Origin of the sequence: Solimonas soli DSM 21787, from assembly GCF_000474945.1 — a bacterium.
Classification (GTDB): Bacteria; Pseudomonadota; Gammaproteobacteria; order Nevskiales; family Nevskiaceae; genus Solimonas; species Solimonas soli.
Genome location: NZ_KI440840.1, coordinates 24,074 through 38,575, shown reverse-complemented (window position 1 = coordinate 38,575; position 14,502 = coordinate 24,074). Strand labels below are relative to the sequence as shown.

The 14,502-nt window shown below is 67.9% G+C and carries 16 protein-coding genes; 10 read left to right on the top strand and 6 right to left on the bottom strand.

Features of this window, described 5'->3' with window-relative positions; translation table 11 throughout:
• The first annotated feature begins 10 nt into the window (after window positions 1-10).
• The 4 genes from K344_RS23720 to mddA all read left to right on the top strand — a co-directional run bounded on the left by K344_RS23720 (window position 11) and on the right by mddA (window position 3,456).
• Window positions 11-196 (top strand): rubredoxin, encoded by a 186-nt coding sequence (locus K344_RS23720; protein WP_084197632.1) that lies wholly within the window; start codon window positions 11-13, stop codon window positions 194-196.
• A 120-nt stretch (window positions 197-316) separates the two neighbouring features.
• Entirely contained in the window at window positions 317-2,476 is a 2,160-nt protein-coding gene (locus tag K344_RS22615; RefSeq protein WP_043115012.1) for a PQQ-dependent dehydrogenase, methanol/ethanol family, read from the top strand.
• A gap of 34 nt (window positions 2,477-2,510) precedes the next feature.
• Window positions 2,511-2,684: a rubredoxin gene (locus K344_RS24730; protein ID WP_028082011.1), complete on the top strand. Its 174-nt coding sequence runs from the start codon at window positions 2,511-2,513 to the stop codon at window positions 2,682-2,684.
• A gap of 49 nt (window positions 2,685-2,733) precedes the next feature.
• Entirely contained in the window at window positions 2,734-3,456 is a 723-nt protein-coding gene (gene mddA, locus K344_RS0119055; RefSeq protein WP_028082010.1) for a methanethiol S-methyltransferase, read from the top strand.
• A gap of 388 nt (window positions 3,457-3,844) precedes the next feature.
• Here the strand turns inward: mddA and K344_RS22610 are convergent, their stop codons facing one another.
• From K344_RS22610 to K344_RS0119035, 4 genes are all read right to left on the bottom strand, one after another.
• Window positions 3,845-5,377, bottom strand: a complete 1,533-nt coding sequence (locus tag K344_RS22610) for an NAD(P)/FAD-dependent oxidoreductase (RefSeq protein WP_157623140.1) — start codon at window positions 5,375-5,377, stop codon at window positions 3,845-3,847.
• A 248-nt stretch (window positions 5,378-5,625) separates the two neighbouring features.
• Window positions 5,626-5,973, bottom strand: coding sequence for a HopJ type III effector protein (locus K344_RS0119045; RefSeq protein ID WP_028082009.1), 348 nt, complete (start codon window positions 5,971-5,973; stop codon window positions 5,626-5,628).
• Window positions 5,974-6,094: 121 nt separating this feature from the next.
• Window positions 6,095-7,363: an MFS transporter gene (locus tag K344_RS0119040; RefSeq protein WP_084197630.1), complete on the bottom strand. Its 1,269-nt coding sequence runs from the start codon at window positions 7,361-7,363 to the stop codon at window positions 6,095-6,097.
• Window positions 7,364-7,377: 14 nt separating this feature from the next.
• On the bottom strand, window positions 7,378-7,875 hold the full coding sequence (locus tag K344_RS0119035; RefSeq protein WP_157623138.1) for a hypothetical protein: 498 nt from the start codon (window positions 7,873-7,875) through the stop codon (window positions 7,378-7,380).
• Here K344_RS0119035 and K344_RS0119030 point away from each other — a divergent pair.
• From K344_RS0119030 to K344_RS0119020, 3 genes are all read left to right on the top strand, one after another.
• Window positions 7,862-8,065, top strand: coding sequence for an ATP-binding protein (locus K344_RS0119030; protein WP_157623136.1), 204 nt, complete (start codon window positions 7,862-7,864; stop codon window positions 8,063-8,065). The genes K344_RS0119035 and K344_RS0119030 overlap by 14 nt on opposite strands.
• A 184-nt stretch (window positions 8,066-8,249) precedes the next feature.
• Window positions 8,250-8,708 carry a response regulator gene (locus tag K344_RS0119025; protein WP_028082005.1) on the top strand — a complete coding sequence of 153 codons (459 nt, stop codon included), beginning with the start codon at window positions 8,250-8,252 and terminating at the stop codon, window positions 8,706-8,708.
• Window positions 8,698-10,632: a hybrid sensor histidine kinase/response regulator gene (locus K344_RS0119020; protein WP_051362428.1), complete on the top strand. Its 1,935-nt coding sequence runs from the start codon at window positions 8,698-8,700 to the stop codon at window positions 10,630-10,632. The genes K344_RS0119025 and K344_RS0119020 overlap by 11 nt, the downstream gene beginning before the upstream one ends.
• A gap of 15 nt (window positions 10,633-10,647) precedes the next feature.
• Here the strand turns inward: K344_RS0119020 and K344_RS0119015 are convergent, their stop codons facing one another.
• Both K344_RS0119015 and K344_RS0119010 read right to left on the bottom strand, forming a co-directional pair.
• Window positions 10,648-11,211 carry a hypothetical protein gene (locus tag K344_RS0119015; RefSeq protein WP_157623134.1) on the bottom strand — a complete coding sequence of 188 codons (564 nt, stop codon included), beginning with the start codon at window positions 11,209-11,211 and terminating at the stop codon, window positions 10,648-10,650.
• A 36-nt stretch (window positions 11,212-11,247) separates the two neighbouring features.
• Window positions 11,248-11,580 (bottom strand): DUF3617 family protein, encoded by a 333-nt coding sequence (locus tag K344_RS0119010; RefSeq protein ID WP_028082002.1) that lies wholly within the window; start codon window positions 11,578-11,580, stop codon window positions 11,248-11,250.
• A 100-nt stretch (window positions 11,581-11,680) separates the two neighbouring features.
• On the opposite strand from K344_RS0119010, the gene K344_RS0119005 reads away from it, so the two are divergent.
• From K344_RS0119005 to K344_RS0118995, 3 genes are all read left to right on the top strand, one after another.
• On the top strand, window positions 11,681-12,493 hold the full coding sequence (locus K344_RS0119005; protein WP_028082001.1) for an alpha/beta fold hydrolase: 813 nt from the start codon (window positions 11,681-11,683) through the stop codon (window positions 12,491-12,493).
• Window positions 12,494-12,563: 70 nt separating this feature from the next.
• Window positions 12,564-13,709, top strand: a complete 1,146-nt coding sequence (locus K344_RS0119000) for a CaiB/BaiF CoA transferase family protein (RefSeq protein WP_028082000.1) — start codon at window positions 12,564-12,566, stop codon at window positions 13,707-13,709.
• Window positions 13,710-13,905: 196 nt separating this feature from the next.
• Window positions 13,906-14,394 carry a hypothetical protein gene (locus K344_RS0118995; protein ID WP_028081999.1) on the top strand — a complete coding sequence of 163 codons (489 nt, stop codon included), beginning with the start codon at window positions 13,906-13,908 and terminating at the stop codon, window positions 14,392-14,394.
• Window positions 14,395-14,502 lie beyond the last annotated feature (108 nt).

Sequence of the window (14,502 nt, the reverse complement as noted above, 5' to 3'; positions counted from 1 at the left end):
GGAGAAGACCATGGCACGTTATCAATGTCCGGGATGCGGATATGTCTACGACGAAAGCGCCGGCGACGAGCACGAGGGTTTTCCACCGGGAACGCTATGGTCGAAAGTTCCCGACGACTGGGCCTGCGCGGATTGCGCGGTCAGAGACAAGGTGGACTTCGTGAAGCTGGAGCCGCCGCCGGCGGAGAGCCGCTAGGCAAGGCCCCTTGCAGATTCGAGTCCGGCACGATGGCATCGGGCTTCGGATGTGCTTTCCCTGGTCTTCATGCGCCCGTGCCCGCGGCACGGCCAGCACCGCTCGCTTGGAAATACCCTCATGAAAAGCATTCCCCGATTCACATTGGTGCTGGCTGTTGCGCTTCTAGCCGCATGCCAGCGATCCCGCGATCCCGATGCCGATGCGGCGGTGACCGCGGCCGCCAGCAACGATGCGCGCCGCATCGCTTCGGCGGCTTCGGATGCGGACAATTGGCTCAGTCATGGGCGCGGCTATGACGAGACTCGGCACAGTCCGCTGAAGCAGATCGACGCGGGCAACGTCGGCAAGCTGGGCCTCGCCTGGTCCTACGATCTCGACACGCGGCGCGGACAGGAGGCAACGCCCCTGGTCGTGGACGGCACGCTCTATACGACGAGCGCCTGGTCCAAGGTGTTCGCCTTCGATGCCGTGTCCGGAAGACTGCTCTGGTCTTACGATCCGCAAGTTCCCGGCGAGACCGCCGTAAAGGCATGCTGCGACGTCGTCAATCGCGGCGTGGCCTACTGGGGCGGCAAGGTCTTCGTCGGCACGCTCGACGGCCGCCTGATCGGGCTCGATGCCCGAAGCGGCAAGATGCTGTGGTCGACCGTCACGGTCGATCGGTCGAGGAACTACACCATCACCGGCGCGCCGCGCGTCGTCAAAGGCCGCGTGCTGATAGGCAACGGCGGCGCGGAATTCGGCGTGCGCGGCTATTTGTCGGCCTACGATGCCGACACCGGCAAGCTGGTCTGGCGCTTCTACACGGTGCCGGGCGAGCCGGGCGTGAAGGACGGTGCCGCATCCGACGAAATCCTCGCCAAGGTGTCCGACACCTGGAGCGGCGAATGGTGGAAGAACGGCGGCGGCGGCGGCACGGTCTGGGACTCCATGGCCTACGATCCCGAACTCGATCTGCTCTACATCGGCGTGGGCAACGGATCGTACTGGCGGCGCACCCTGCGCAGCGCCGGCGGCGGCGACAACCTGTTCCTGGCTTCCATCGTCGCCCTGCGTCCCGAAACGGGCCAATACGTCTGGCATTACCAGGAGACACCCGGCGATCAATGGGATTACGTGGCGACCAGCCACATGATCCTCGCGGACCTGAAGATCGAGGGGCAGATGCGCAAGGTGCTGATGCAGGCGCCGAAGAACGGCTTCTTCTACGTGCTCGATCGCGTCACCGGCAAGCTCATCTCGGCGGCGCCCTACGTGCCAGTGAACTGGGCCAAGGGCATCGACAAGGCGACCGGCCGCCCCATCTTCAATCCGGACGCGGACTACGCCAAGACCGGCAAGCCTTGGCTGGCGATGCCCGGCGCGCTGGGCGCGCACGACTGGATGCCAATGGCCTACAACCCGGACACGGGCTACGTCTACATCCCCGCCTACGAGCTGGGCTTCCCGTATGTCGTCGATCCGACGTTCGCGCCCAAGCCCAAGGGCGTGAACCTCGGCGTCGATCTCGGCGCACTCAACCTGCCGGACGATCCGCAGGTCAAGGCGGCCGTGCGCAAGTCGGTGAAGGGCTATCTGATCGCCTGGGACCCGAAGTCGCAAAAGGAAGTATGGCGGGTGCCGCAGCCGAGCGCCTGGAACGGCGGACTGCTGTCGACCTCGGGCAACCTGGTCTTCGAGGGCGACGGCGGCTGCATGTTCAATGCCTACGACGCAAGGACCGGCGAGAAGCTGTGGTCCTACGACGTGCAGACCGGCGTCATCGCGCCGCCGATCACCTGGGCGAAAGACGGCAAGCAATACGTGACGCTGGTGGCGGGCTGGGGCGGCGCGTTCCCCCTGCTCGTGGGTGGCTTGTCGTGGGGCGAAAAAGGACCAGTGCCCAATCGCAGCCGCGTCCTGACTTTCTCCCTAGGAGGCGACAAGCGGCTGCCCGCTCCCGCGCCGGAAACGCCCAAACCGCTGCAGACGCCACCGCAAATCGGCGACGCTGCGACCATCGCACTGGGCCGGAAGGCATACGATCGCACCTGCGTGGTATGTCATGGCAGCGGTGCCGTCAGCGGCGGCATCGCGCCCGACCTGCGCTACTCCGTCGCCATCGCGAACAAGGCCTATTGGGACGGCATCGTGTCCGACGGCGTTCTGTCGGCCCGGGGCATGGTCGGCTTCAAGGAAAACTTCACGCCGGAAGAGATCGAGGCGATCCGTGCCTATGTCATCAGCCGCGCGCATATCCAGGCCGCAGAAAACGCCGGCGCCGCTTCGAGAAAGTGAAGCCGTGAAACATTCGGAACGACAAGGAACCGCTTTGTTCAGGAAATGGCAGTGCGTGGTCTGTGAGTTCATCTACGATGAAGAGCTCGGCCTACCGGACGAGGACATTCCTCCGGGTACACGCTGGGAGGACATTCCCGATTCGTGGACCTGCCGCGACTGCGGCGCGCCCAAGTCGGACTTCCTCATGGTCGAAATCTTCGGCTGAGGACGATGGGCAAGCGCAGCAACATCCGGATATACGAAAGGAACGAACAATGAAGCGCCTGCTGGTCCTGCTGTACGGCGTCGCCTGCTATGCGGTGTTCGCCCAGGTGCTTCTGTACTTCATCGGCTTCCTGGAAGGATTCCTCGTCGAAAAAACGGTGAACTCCGGCGCTCCGCCTCCCCTCGCCCGCGCCGTGCTGATCGACTCGGCCCTGATCGGCTTGTTCGGCGTCCAGCACAGCGTCATGGCACGGCGGCGATTCAAGGCGTGGTGGAGCCTGCTCGTGCCGGCGTGCATCGAACGCAGCACCTACGTGCTGGCAACGAGCCTCGCGTTCGTGGCCCTGATTCACGGATGGCAGCCGATCCCCGGCACGATCTGGCAAATCGACCAGCCCTTGGCGAAGACAGCGATGTACGCCATCAGCGCGGGCGGCTGGCTACTGGTGTTGCTCGCCACGTTCATGACGAACCACTTCGATCTTTTCGGGCTCCGGCAGGTTTATCTGTACAGCGTGCGACGCCGCTACATGCCCGTGCCATTCGAGGAGAAGTGGCTATATCGCTGGATTCGGCATCCCATGATGTCGGGCGTTCTGATCGCGGTCTGGGCGACGCCAGCCATGACCGCCGGCCATCTGCTGCTCGCGCTCGGCTTCACCGTCTACATCCTCGTCGGTGTTCACTTCGAGGAAAAGGACCTGAGTGGAGATCTCGGTGAGGCCTATCTCCGCTACACGAGGAGAACCGCACGCTTCCTTCCTTTCAGGTAGGCACCTCGCCACAGGCGCAAGGAGCTCGCCGTCGCAGCTTGTATTGCACCAGCCGCCAGGTTGCCCGCATCCAGCGTCATGTGCCGTAGCTCTTGTTTCTTAAAATCTGCTCGCAAAGGCCCTCAAGGGCTCAGGCGCTTCTGGGGAGACCCCGGTTTCGAGTGACCGGCGTCTCGCCGATAAGCGGCACCCGCGTGCGTAGCGGCCGCGGTCGGTGAGGCGCCGGCATGCTCGAGTGTCGCGCATTTGCTCCGATCGAAGAGCGCGACGGCAAATTCTGCCGATTTTCAGAAAAACGAGCACACGCCGAGCAAGCTGCGCGTGCTCATATTGCTCGCCATGACAGCGCGACGCTGCTCCCGAGGACTTCGCCGGTCTGAGGCGCCGATTATGCGTCGGCCAGCTCCGCCGCTGCTGATTCTCTGCGGCTTTCCAGCAAAGCCTGCATCTTCGGCACGGCCTTCTGGATGAGATCGCCCATTGCCCGGATATTGGCGATTCCCTCGGGAGAATCGAAGTCAAGATACGGGCTGAACAGGTCGATACGCGATTCGTTAATCCATTTGACGACCGCCGGTTCGGTCAGCCAGATGGCCATATTCAGGCTGTTCTGGATCGCGCAACGCAGATAGTCAGCGTCCGTATACGGAAGCGGGACCGGCTGCGTAAGCTCGTTCTTGCGAGCTTCGCTCGCATGAACATTGCATTCGACATTGCCGATAAAGCCGGCGCTGTATACCTGCTGGCACATGCGTACAGTCTGCAGGGTTATGCGATGTCCGTTGAACACCTTGACCATCGGCACCTTAGGCAGCCCATCGGCTGCGCAATCGACGAACACCGCGCCCGCGGGTGTCGGGTGCGTGCCGTTCGACATTTTCATCACGGTGGAAGATGCGGCCTCGAGATAGCCCTTACGGACGATATTCTTGACCCGGCGCAGCTGTTCGAGCTCCATCGGCGTGAACGTCGCACAGCGCCAGCGCTTCGGCTTGACCGCTGGGTCGAGCTGCATTACCAAGTTTCGCTCGACCAAGCGCGCGAAGTAGTCATCGTAATCTTTTGCATCCAGCGCGCACTGCAGCACGCCGATCGCGTACTGCGTGATCGGATCGCTGAACTTGCGTCCGGGGTTGACGTCGAAGCGGCTGAACATCCAGGCGTCCGAGGGCATGACCCACGTGATGCGTTCCGGATCGACTCTGTTCGTGAGCAGGAACAGGACGGCATCCATACCCGTCTTGCCGGAGCCGACGATAACGAAATTTCGATGCTCCGTAATAACCTTCGGAAGTTCATTGACCGCCACCGCGCGGACACCGTCCTTGACTTCGAAATCAGGATCCCGCTGAGACGGGACCGTGACATTCAGGTACGTGGCATCGACGAACTTCTTCCTGGCACGGAATTCGTATTTCTCGCCGCAGGTGAGAGACACCGCGGTATCGTCCGACTTGTTGTACTCGCACAGCGGGAAGTACTGGACGCGACCGGACGGCAGGAAGCGTTTTCGCATCACTGTGTCGAAATAGGCAACGACTTCGCTGCCGCTTGCCAGCTCGTAGCACCCCTTGTTCAGCCCGACCTGATCAATGCCATGACCACCCATGTCAGTCGAATTCACGCCGTAACAGGTGGACGTCTGATGCAGGCGCACGAAGGGATACGCGTCGTTCCAGTGTCCGCCTGGCCGGTGCTTCCGGTCGATGATCGCCACGCTCGCATCACTGTGGGTGATGATTTCATCCACAAAGGCCATCCCGACGCCGCCCGCGCCAGCGACCACGTAGTCGGCTTCAATTATTTTCGTCATCTCCTGCTCTCCGGATGCACTGATCCCGACGCAGTCTGTTTCGAATCCGGTATCGCTGCATGTCCGCCAGTGCATAGTGCTTTGCGCTGCGTGCAGACGCTTGGACAAGTCCGCATCCCCGGACAGCGAACGATCCCGATGACGCCTGGAGCACATTGAATGGAAAGGAATACTTGCTTGAGTCGAAGTTCGGGGCAGGCGGGCCCGCGTCGGGCGACATTAGTCTCGCGCGCGTTCCTGCGCGCGACTGCTACGAAGAACCATTTCTGAGAACCGCTCCCGCCTGCGACGCCCGATCGCTGGATGCCCGCTTTCGCGGGCATGACGGGCATCAAGCCGCGAGCGTGCGACGCAGCTCAGCGCCGAGCTTTGAGCGCTTGCCCTTCGAATAGCACCCCGCCCCACCCAGTCCGCATGAAATTGCGAATGTTCTGGTGGTCGGTGCCATGCGGATTCTTCAGCACGTCTTCGCGGTAGAACCTGCCGAAGCAGGCCAGCGTTTCGGTTTCGCTCAGTCCGTGCAGCTTGGCGAACGACAGCAGCTTGCAGGAGCCGGCATTCTGGCCGGCTTCGTTGTGGACGTCGCCGTTGCGGAAAGCCGTGGGGGTGTCGTCGTAGGCGGCGTCGATCACCGCGATGGTGTCGGCGAATTCGATTTCGTTCGGCGTTTCGCGCAGGCGTTTGAGGAAGGCTTCGACGGACATTGCGGGTTCCTGGGAAAGGGCGCGCAGTTTAGCCGGCACTGCGCCGCCCTCTCCCCGGCCCTCTCCCGCTGGCGGGAGAGGGGACGCGATTTGAAGGATTTGGGGCACGATTGCGCGAGCTTCAGGCGGCAGTTGCCGCCCGCGCCGGCTTGTGACGTAGCGGCGGCAGCAGCAGCGCGATGACGACGGCGGCGATGCCGATCGCGGCGGAGCCGGCATACAGGCCTTCGTAGCGGTGGTAGTGGTCGAAGATCCAGCCGCCGACTGCGGGTCCGAGCGCCATGCCGAGGCTGGAAACCATGCTGGCGGCGCCGAGCAGGGCGCCCATCATGCGTGCGCCGAAGTAATCGCGGATCAGCAGCGCGTAGAGCGGCATGGTGCCGCCGTAGGCGGCGCCGAAGATGGTGGCGATCAGATAGAAGCTGCCGAGATCGCGCGCCAGCATGTAGGTGCCGGCGGCGACGGCCTGCACGGCGAGGCCGGTGATCAGCGCGGGCTTGGCGCCGATGCGGTCGGCGAGCATGCCGAACAGCACGCGGCCGCCGAGGCCGGCGAGGCCTTCGACGCTGTAGACGGTCACCGCCGCCATGGTCGGCAGGCCGCAGCCGATGGCATAGCTCACGGTGTGGAAGATCGGCCCGGCGTGCGCGGCGCAGCAGCAGAAGAACATGGTGGCGAGCACGACGAAGTGCGGTGTGCGCAGCGCGCGCCCGACGCTGGTGGCCCCGGAACTGCCCGTGGCGGCGGCGTCCTGCGCGCTGCCCGGCGTGGATGCCGCGAGCACGGGCCGCGTGCGGACCAGCAAGGCTGCCGGCAGCAGGAGCAGCGTCGCCAGCGCGGCGATGATCTGCTGCGCGTGGCGCCAGTCCGTGTGCGTGATCAGCCAGGCGGCGAACGGCGACATCGTCAGCGGCGCGACGCCGACGCCGGCGGAGACGAGCGCCACGGCAAGGCCGCGGTTCGCCTCGAACCACGAGGACACGGTCGCCATCAGCGGCGCGAAGAAACTGCCGGCGGCGACGCCGACGAGCACGCCGTGGCAGAGCTGGAATTCGAGCAGGCTCTGCGCGCGGCTGGCCAGCGCCAGGCCCACGCCGAGCAGGGCGGTGCCGCACAGGACGATGACGCGCGCGCCGAAGCGGTCGCTGAGCCCGCCCCAGAAAAAGCCGGCGACGCCCATGGCAAGGAAATCCATCGTCATCGCGCCGGAAATGCCGGCGCGCGACCAGCCGGTGGTCTCGGCCACCGGCTGCAGGAAGACGGCGAGCGAGAACATCGCGCCGAATGCGACGCAGGTGATGAGGGCGCCGGCGGCGACGATCACCCAGCCGTAGCGTGCCGTCGTCATGCGCGCGCCGGCCGGCCTCGCCACTTCGATCGCGTCCTTCATGTCCCGCTCCTCCCTCATGGCACGCCGCTGTCCGGCGCCTGTTCGACGTCGAACGGCGCCAGGCGAAATCGACAAAGCCGTGCTGCGAGCCGCCGCCGCGCGCCAACCATATCGCGGCTGAACGGCGGCAGTACGGCGCTGTTCATGAAATATGCCGTCTGGTTCCGGGACAATCGTTTTTCTTGCATGCACATGGAGGGCGTCGAGGCATGGACCGCCAACCCGAACCGCGAGACGAATCCACGCTGGCCGCCCTGCGCGGGCACATCAACCGCGAGCTCGAGGCGTTCTCGTACACCGTCTCGCACGATCTGCGCGCGCCGTCGCGCCCCATCGCCGGCTTCCCCGGTCGGGTGCCCGAGGCCGACGGCGACGCGCTCGGCGAGCGCTCGCGCCGGCATCTGCATCAGGTGAAGGCTGCACAAGGTCGAGATCGGCACGCAGGAGATGATCGAGGAGCCGATCGCCGAGCTGCAGTCGCTCGCCGGTGCATGCCGGGTGAACTGGCACATTGCGGAGCCGCTGCCGCCGCTGTGGGGCGACGCCTTCCTGCTGCAGGCGGCGACGCGCAATCTGCTGTCGAACGCCATGAAGTACAGCCGCACGCGCGGCGCGCCGCAGGTGCGCATCACGGCGGTGGTGCGCCCCGGCGCCGTCGGCCTGCAGATCAGCGACAACGGCGCCGGCTTCGAGCAGAAGTAGATGGACAAGCTGTCCGCTGTTTTCCAGCGCCTGCATCAGGCCGAGGAATTCGAAGGCACCGGCATCGGGCTCGCCAAGGTGTGGCGCATCGTCGACCGCCACGGCGGCTCGGTGTGGGCGGAGGGCATCAAGGATCGGGGGCAACGTCTGGCTTCGCGGTGCCGCAACGCGGCAAGGATGTGCAATGTTGAAACCGATACTGCTGGTCGAAGACGATGCGCGCGATCTCGAGCCGACCCTGCTCGCGCTGGAACGCAGCCAGCCCGGCAACGACCCCGTCACCGTGCGCGACGCCGCGCAGGCGCTCGACTCTCTGCGTCGCGAGGGTCCGTGCGCCGGCCGACTCGAAGGCCATCCGGCGGTGATCCTGCTCGATCTCAAGCTGCCGAAGGTCAACGGTCTCGAAGTGCCGGAAGCGGTGCGCGGCCATCCGCAGCTGCGCGCGGTGCCGGTGGTGATGCTGACCAGCTCGGAGGCGGAGTCGGACGTGCTGCGCAGCTATTCGCTCGGCGTCAACGCCTACGTGGTCAAGCCGGTCGAGCTCAAGCAGTTCATCACCGCGATCGCGGACCTCGGCGTGTTCTGGGCCGTGCTCAACGAGCCGCCGCCCGGCAGCGTCAAGGGCCGCCGCCATGTCGGCTGATTCGCCGCGTGCCGGTGACGACGGCGCGCTGCGCGTGCTGCTGCTGGAGGATTCCGGCTTCGACGCCGAGCTGCTGCAGATGGCGCTGCGCCGCTCGCATCCGCGCGCCAGCCTCGCCTGCGTGTCGGGCGAGGCCGCTTTCACGGCGTGCCTGCGCACGCAGCGCGTCGATCTCATTCTCTCCGACTACGAGCTGCCGGGCTTCACCGGCAGCGAGGCGCTGAAGATCGCCCGCGCGCTGGCGCCCGAGGTGCCGTTCATCTTCGTCTCCGGCGTCATCGGCGAGGACAATGCCGTCGAGCTGCTGCGCCGCGGCGCCACCGACTACGTGAGCAAGGGCCGCCTCGAACGCCTGGCGCTGGTCATCGACCGCGCGCTCGCCGAGGCGCGCGAGCGCCGTGCCCGCCAGGACGCCGAACGGCAGGCGCGCGAGGCGGACGCGGTGTTCGCGCGCGTGGTCGACGCGCTGCAGGACTATGCGGTGATCCTGCTCGACGCGCAGGGCACGATCCTGAGCTGGAACCGCGCGGCGCGGCTGATCTTCGGCCATGCCGCCGACGCCGTCCTCGGGCGCCGCGCCGAGCTGCTGTTCACCGCCGAGGATCGCGCCGCCGACGTGTTCGGCGCCGAGCTGCGCATGGCGGCCGAACGCGGTCGCGCCGGGGACTCGCGCTGGATGCTGCGCGCCGACGGCACGCGCTTCCGGGCGCAGGGCACCGTGGTGCCGCTGCCGGACGACGACGGCGTCCTCGGCGGCTTCTGCAAGGTGGTGCACGACAGCACCGCCATGCACGACGCCGCCCAGCAGCTGCGCGTCGCCAAGGAGGAAGCGGAGCGCGCCAACCACGCCAAGGACCGCTTCATCGCCGTGCTCTCGCACGAGCTGCGCACGCCGCTGGCGCCGATCTCGGCGGCGATCCCGGTGCTGCAGCGCGCGGCGACCGTGCCCGAGCGCTATGCGCACCTGCTGCCGATGATCGCGCGCAACGTCGAGCTGGAGGCGCGCCTGATCGAGGACCTGCTCGACCTGACGACGCTGGCGGCCGGCAAGCTCGTGCTGCGCAAGGAGCCGGTCGTCGTGCACCGCCTGCTGCACGAGGTCGTGCAGATGCTCGGCGCCGAGCTCGACGAGAAGATGCTCGAACTGGTCGTCGCGCTCGACGAACGCGAAGCGACGGTGTGGGCCGACTCGGCGCGCCTGCAGCAGGTGATCTGGAACCTGCTGCGCAACGCCGTGAAGTTCACGCCGGTGCGCGGACGCATCGAGATACGCACGGCGATCGTCGCATCGGCCTTCGAGCTGCGCTGCATCGACACCGGCATCGGCATCGACGCGAGCGCGTTGCCGCGCATCTTCGAGCCCTTCGAGCAGGTCGACAGCGAAGTCTCGCGGCGCTTCGGCGGACTCGGGCTCGGCCTGTCGATCGCGCGCGGCATCGTCGACCAGCACGGCGGCAGCCTGAGCGCGGCCAGCGACGGCATCGGCCGCGGCGCCACCTTCACGCTGCGCCTGCCGCTGATGGCGGCCGCCGCGCCGGCGCCGGTCGCCGCCTCGCCCGCGCCGCGCACGCAGGCGCGCCTGCTGCTGGTCGAGGACAACGAGGACGCCGGCGAGGCACTGAAGGTGGCGCTGGAGTTCGACGGCCACAGCGTGGTGCGCGCCGGATCGTGCGCCGAGGCGCGCGCGGCGGCGCGCGCGCAGCGCTTCGATCTGATGATCGCCGACATCGACCTGCCCGATGGCAGCGGCCTGTCACTGCCGCGCGAGCTGGACCTGCCCTGCATCGCGCTCAGCGGCTTCGGCGCCGTTCAGGACCGCGAGGCCTCGGCCGCCGTCGGCTGCGTCGCCCACCTCGTCAAGCCGGTCGATCTCGACACCCTGCAGCTGACCATCGCCGACGTGCTCGGCTCGCCGGTCGCCTGAAGCTGGCCGCGCCGCTCAGCGCGGCCAGAGCAGCGCGAAGGCCACGCCGGTGACCGCGGCGTAGATGAAGGCGTCGAGCAGATCCTTGGCGACGGCCTTCCACGGCCGGCCCATCCAGATGCCGTCGCTGACGGCACCGCAGCCATAGGCGGCGAAGGCGAGCAGGAAGGTGACATCGAACACCGGCTCCTTGACCGCGCCGATCGGCAGCGCGACGCCGGCGGCGAGCGCGGCGAGCAGGGACACGAACAGCGTCAGCGCGAACCACAGGCCGAGATGCTTGCCCATGTTCGGCAGGCCGTTCGGACGCAGGGTGATGAAGCCGACCGGGCCTTCGACGAACTTCTTCTGCATCTCCGGCGACTGCATGTCCTTCATTTCCACGCAGTGCGGCACGGTGTACTGGCCCGGCGGCAGGGCCTGCCTGCGCAGCGCGGCGGCGACCTCGTCCTCGTTCGGCAGCTTGCGGTAGTCCGCGTTGTGCCACTTGAAAACCATGTGCACGAGACTGCTGGCGATGAACACGCCGACGGCGGACACGAGTATCGGCAACCACAGCGATGCGAGCGACGTCATCATGACCATTCCCCTTCCCCGAGTGACTGTCCGAGTGTGTCACGGCCGCCGCCGGCGTCCAAGCCGGGGGACGATCTCCTCGCCCGGCCACGCCCGCGTCGCGTCTCCGTCGACGGGCTTCACGTCACCGCAACCGTCGCTGACCCAGTGCGCATCGATCTTGCCGCTGACCTGCATCGGCGCCGCGCCCTTGTCGCTGGCGGCGCCGCCGGTGCCGGCGCTCACGGTGTAGGCCTGGGCGCTGGCGATGGTCAGCAGGCCGACCATGTGGCCGTTGAAGTGGCCGTCGCCGCTGCAGGTGCCGGAGAACTCGATGCTGTCGCCGCCGCGCGGATCGCCGCAGATGCAGCCGTCGCCGATCTCCTGAATCATCCGGTCGCGCCGTGCGCGGCTTTCGTGCCACGGCCGTGCGCCGCACAGACCATGCCGGACCCCGCGCCGCGGGTCGCGGCGATCGCGGCACAATAGGCGCATGCCTTCCCTGCGCATCAACGACTACGATCTCGCCTACGCCGAGGCCGGCAGCGGCACGCCGCTGCTGATGATCCACGGCTCGCTCTGCGACTACCGCTACTGGCACCCGCAGATGGCGCCGTTCGCGGCGCGCCGACGGGCCATCGCCGTCAGCCTGCGCCACTGCTGGCCGGAAGCCTGGGACGGCGGCGGCGAGGGCTACAGCATCGAGCAGCACGTGCAGGACACGATCGCCTTCATCGACGCGCTCGACGCCGGCCCGGTCGATCTGCTCGGCCACTCGCGCGGCGGCTACATCGCCTTCCTCGTCGCCCTGCGCGCGCCCGGCCGCGTGCGCCGCCTGATTCTCGCCGAGCCGGGCGGCACGCCGGACCCGACGCTCGCACCGGAGTGCGCCGGCCTCGCGCCGGTCTCGTCGTCGCGGCTCGCCGAAGCGGCGCAGCGCATCGCGGCCGGCGACATCGACGGCGGCCTGGCGCTGTTCATCGACGGCGTCAGCGGCGCGCCGCTGTGGCAGCACATGGTCGGCAGCTTCAAGCGCATGGCGCGCGACAACGCGCGCACCCTGCTCGGCCAGGTGCGCGAACAGCGCATGGGTTTCTCGCGCGCGCAGCTGCGGGCCCTGAAAACGCCGACGCTGCTCATCGGCGGCGCCCTGTCGCCGCCGCCGTTCCCGCAGCTGCTCGACCTTCTGCACCAGCACATCGACGGCAGCCGCCGCGTGACGATCGCCGGCGCGCGCCACGCGATGAACCTCGCCGCGCCGATCCCGTTCAATGCGGCGGTGCTGGATTTTCTGGCCTCGCCATGACCATGGCCCGGCCGCGCCGCGCCGGCGCAAGCACCATCCGTCACCCACGTCTTTCGTCGTCACACGCACCATGACCAACCCCCTCCTCGCCGGCCTCAAAGTCATCGACGTCTCGCGCCTCCTGCCCGGCCCGTTCTGCACGCTGTATCTCGCGCAGCTCGGCGCCGAGGTGATCAAGATCGAGGAGCCGAACGGCGGCGACTACACGCGCGCGCTGTCGGCCGAACTGTTCGCGCTGGTCAACCGCAACAAGCGCTCGCTGACGCTCGATCTGCGCCGGCCGCAGGGCGTGGCGCTGTTGCATCGCCTCGTCGCCGATGCGGACGTGATCATCGAATCGTTCCGGCCGGGCGTGATGGATCGCCTCGGCTGCGGCTACGAAACCCTGAAGGCGATCAACCCGCGCCTCGTCTACGCGGCGCTCACCGGCTACGGGCAGAGCGGCCCGTACCGCGACCGCGCCGGGCACGACATGAACTACTGCGCCTACGCCGGCGCGCTCGAGCAGAACGGCAACGCGCACGGACCGGCGCTCGCCAACACGCAGCTCGCCGATCTGGCCGGCGGCGCGCTGACCTGCGCGATCGGCATCCTCGCCGCCGTGCACGGCGCGCGCGCCTCGGGCCACGGCTGCTTCGTCGACAGCGCCATGCTCGACGGCACGCTGGCGCTGCAGGTCGCCGCGCTCGCCACCCTGCGCAGCACCGGCCGCACGCAGCCGCCGGGACACGACATGCTGACCGGCGCGCTGCCGAACTACAGCCTCTACGAATGCGCCGACGGCAAGTGGTTCGCGCTCGGCGCGCTCGAGCCGAAGTTCTGGGCGGCGTTCTGCGCCGCCGCCGGCCAGCCGGAGCTCGGCGGGCGCCTGCCGGCACCGGGCGCGGAAACGGCGGCGGCGCGCGCCGCGACCGCGGCCCTGTTCAGGACGCGCACGCGCGACGCCTGGGAACGGCTGCTCGCACCGGCCGACGCCTGCGCGAGCGGCCTGTACACGCTCGAAGAGGCGCTCGCCAACGAACAGGTGCGCGCGCGCGGACTGGTCGAAGAGATCGACGGCAAGCCGGCGATCACGCAGCCGCTGCGCTTCCGCGATGCGCAGCCGGCCAGCAGCGTGCCTTCGCCATCGCTCGGCGCCGACACGCGCGCGCTGCTCGCCGCGCTCGGCATCGACGACGACGGCCATGCCGCGCTGAAGGCCGCGGGCATCTGCTAGCGAGCGTTGCCGCGCCTCGCGTCATCGCGGCGTCACGACGCCTGCGCGAGGCGCTGTAAACCGATTCCGCTTCCCGTGCATCTGACCCTGGCAAGGCCAAGCACCTTGCCGGAAGCCCGCTCGACGCTCGACGTGCTCCGCCCCCCGGGCGACGCGCGGCGGACGCTGGCTCAAGCCCATCACGAGGAGAAGCATCATGCGTCACATCGACCCGAATCGTCTGTCATACGCCGCCCTCGCATCGCTGCTGCTGTACGGCGTCGCGCAGGCCGCGCCGCCGGCCACGGCCGCATCGGCCGACAGCGCACCGCGCCTCGTCACGCTCGGCGCCAGCCATTGCATCAGCCTCGGCGTGCGGCAGCGCGGCGCACTGGTGACGTCGATGGTGGCGACGCCTGCCCTGAGCAATCGGTGCGACTATCCCGTCGTCGTCTCGTACTGCATCGCCGACGGCGGACGCGATCCGCACGCCTGCGGCGCGGTCGGCGAAAAGCCCGCGGCGACGCGCCGCCTCGAAGCGCATGAAACCGTGACGCTCGACGATCGCGGCACGGTCGCACTCGACAACGAAATCAACTGGGCGGCCTGCCGCGCCCTGCCCGGCGTCGCCAGCGGCCTCGGCGACGGCGGCAGCAGCGGCTACTGCCGCGCCCCGTCCTCGCTGCTCGCCCGACAGACGCCGTAGGCGCGCCGCTCTTTCACCCAATCCCCTCCGCCCGCTCGCGGGGGGAGGGGTCAGGGGAGGTGGGCGCCTGCATCGCGCACCGCACCCGCAGCGCGCGCCGCAGCACCC

Bases quoted from the DNA above. Each gene is read 5' to 3' on its own strand.
- K344_RS0119035 (WP_157623138.1), bottom strand. From the start codon at position 7,875: ATGTGCCAGTTCACCCGGCATGCACCGGCGAGCGACTGCAGCTCGGCG.
- K344_RS0118995 (WP_028081999.1), top strand. From the start codon at position 13,906: ATGCGTCACATCGACCCGAATCGTCTGTCATACGCCGCCCTCGCATCG.
- K344_RS0119020 (WP_051362428.1), top strand. From the start codon at position 8,698: ATGTCGGCTGATTCGCCGCGTGCCGGTGACGACGGCGCGCTGCGCGTG.
- K344_RS0119045 (WP_028082009.1), bottom strand. From the start codon at position 5,973: ATGTCCGTCGAAGCCTTCCTCAAACGCCTGCGCGAAACGCCGAACGAA.
- K344_RS22615 (WP_043115012.1), top strand. From the start codon at position 317: ATGAAAAGCATTCCCCGATTCACATTGGTGCTGGCTGTTGCGCTTCTA.
- K344_RS0119025 (WP_028082005.1), top strand. From the start codon at position 8,250: ATGTTGAAACCGATACTGCTGGTCGAAGACGATGCGCGCGATCTCGAG.
- K344_RS0119000 (WP_028082000.1), top strand. From the start codon at position 12,564: ATGACCAACCCCCTCCTCGCCGGCCTCAAAGTCATCGACGTCTCGCGC.
- K344_RS23720 (WP_084197632.1), top strand. From the start codon at position 11: ATGGCACGTTATCAATGTCCGGGATGCGGATATGTCTACGACGAAAGC.
- K344_RS0119015 (WP_157623134.1), bottom strand. From the start codon at position 11,211: ATGATGACGTCGCTCGCATCGCTGTGGTTGCCGATACTCGTGTCCGCC.
- K344_RS0119040 (WP_084197630.1), bottom strand. From the start codon at position 7,363: ATGAAGGACGCGATCGAAGTGGCGAGGCCGGCCGGCGCGCGCATGACG.
- K344_RS0119010 (WP_028082002.1), bottom strand. From the start codon at position 11,580: ATGATTCAGGAGATCGGCGACGGCTGCATCTGCGGCGATCCGCGCGGC.
- K344_RS0119005 (WP_028082001.1), top strand. From the start codon at position 11,681: ATGCCTTCCCTGCGCATCAACGACTACGATCTCGCCTACGCCGAGGCC.
- mddA (WP_028082010.1), top strand. From the start codon at position 2,734: ATGAAGCGCCTGCTGGTCCTGCTGTACGGCGTCGCCTGCTATGCGGTG.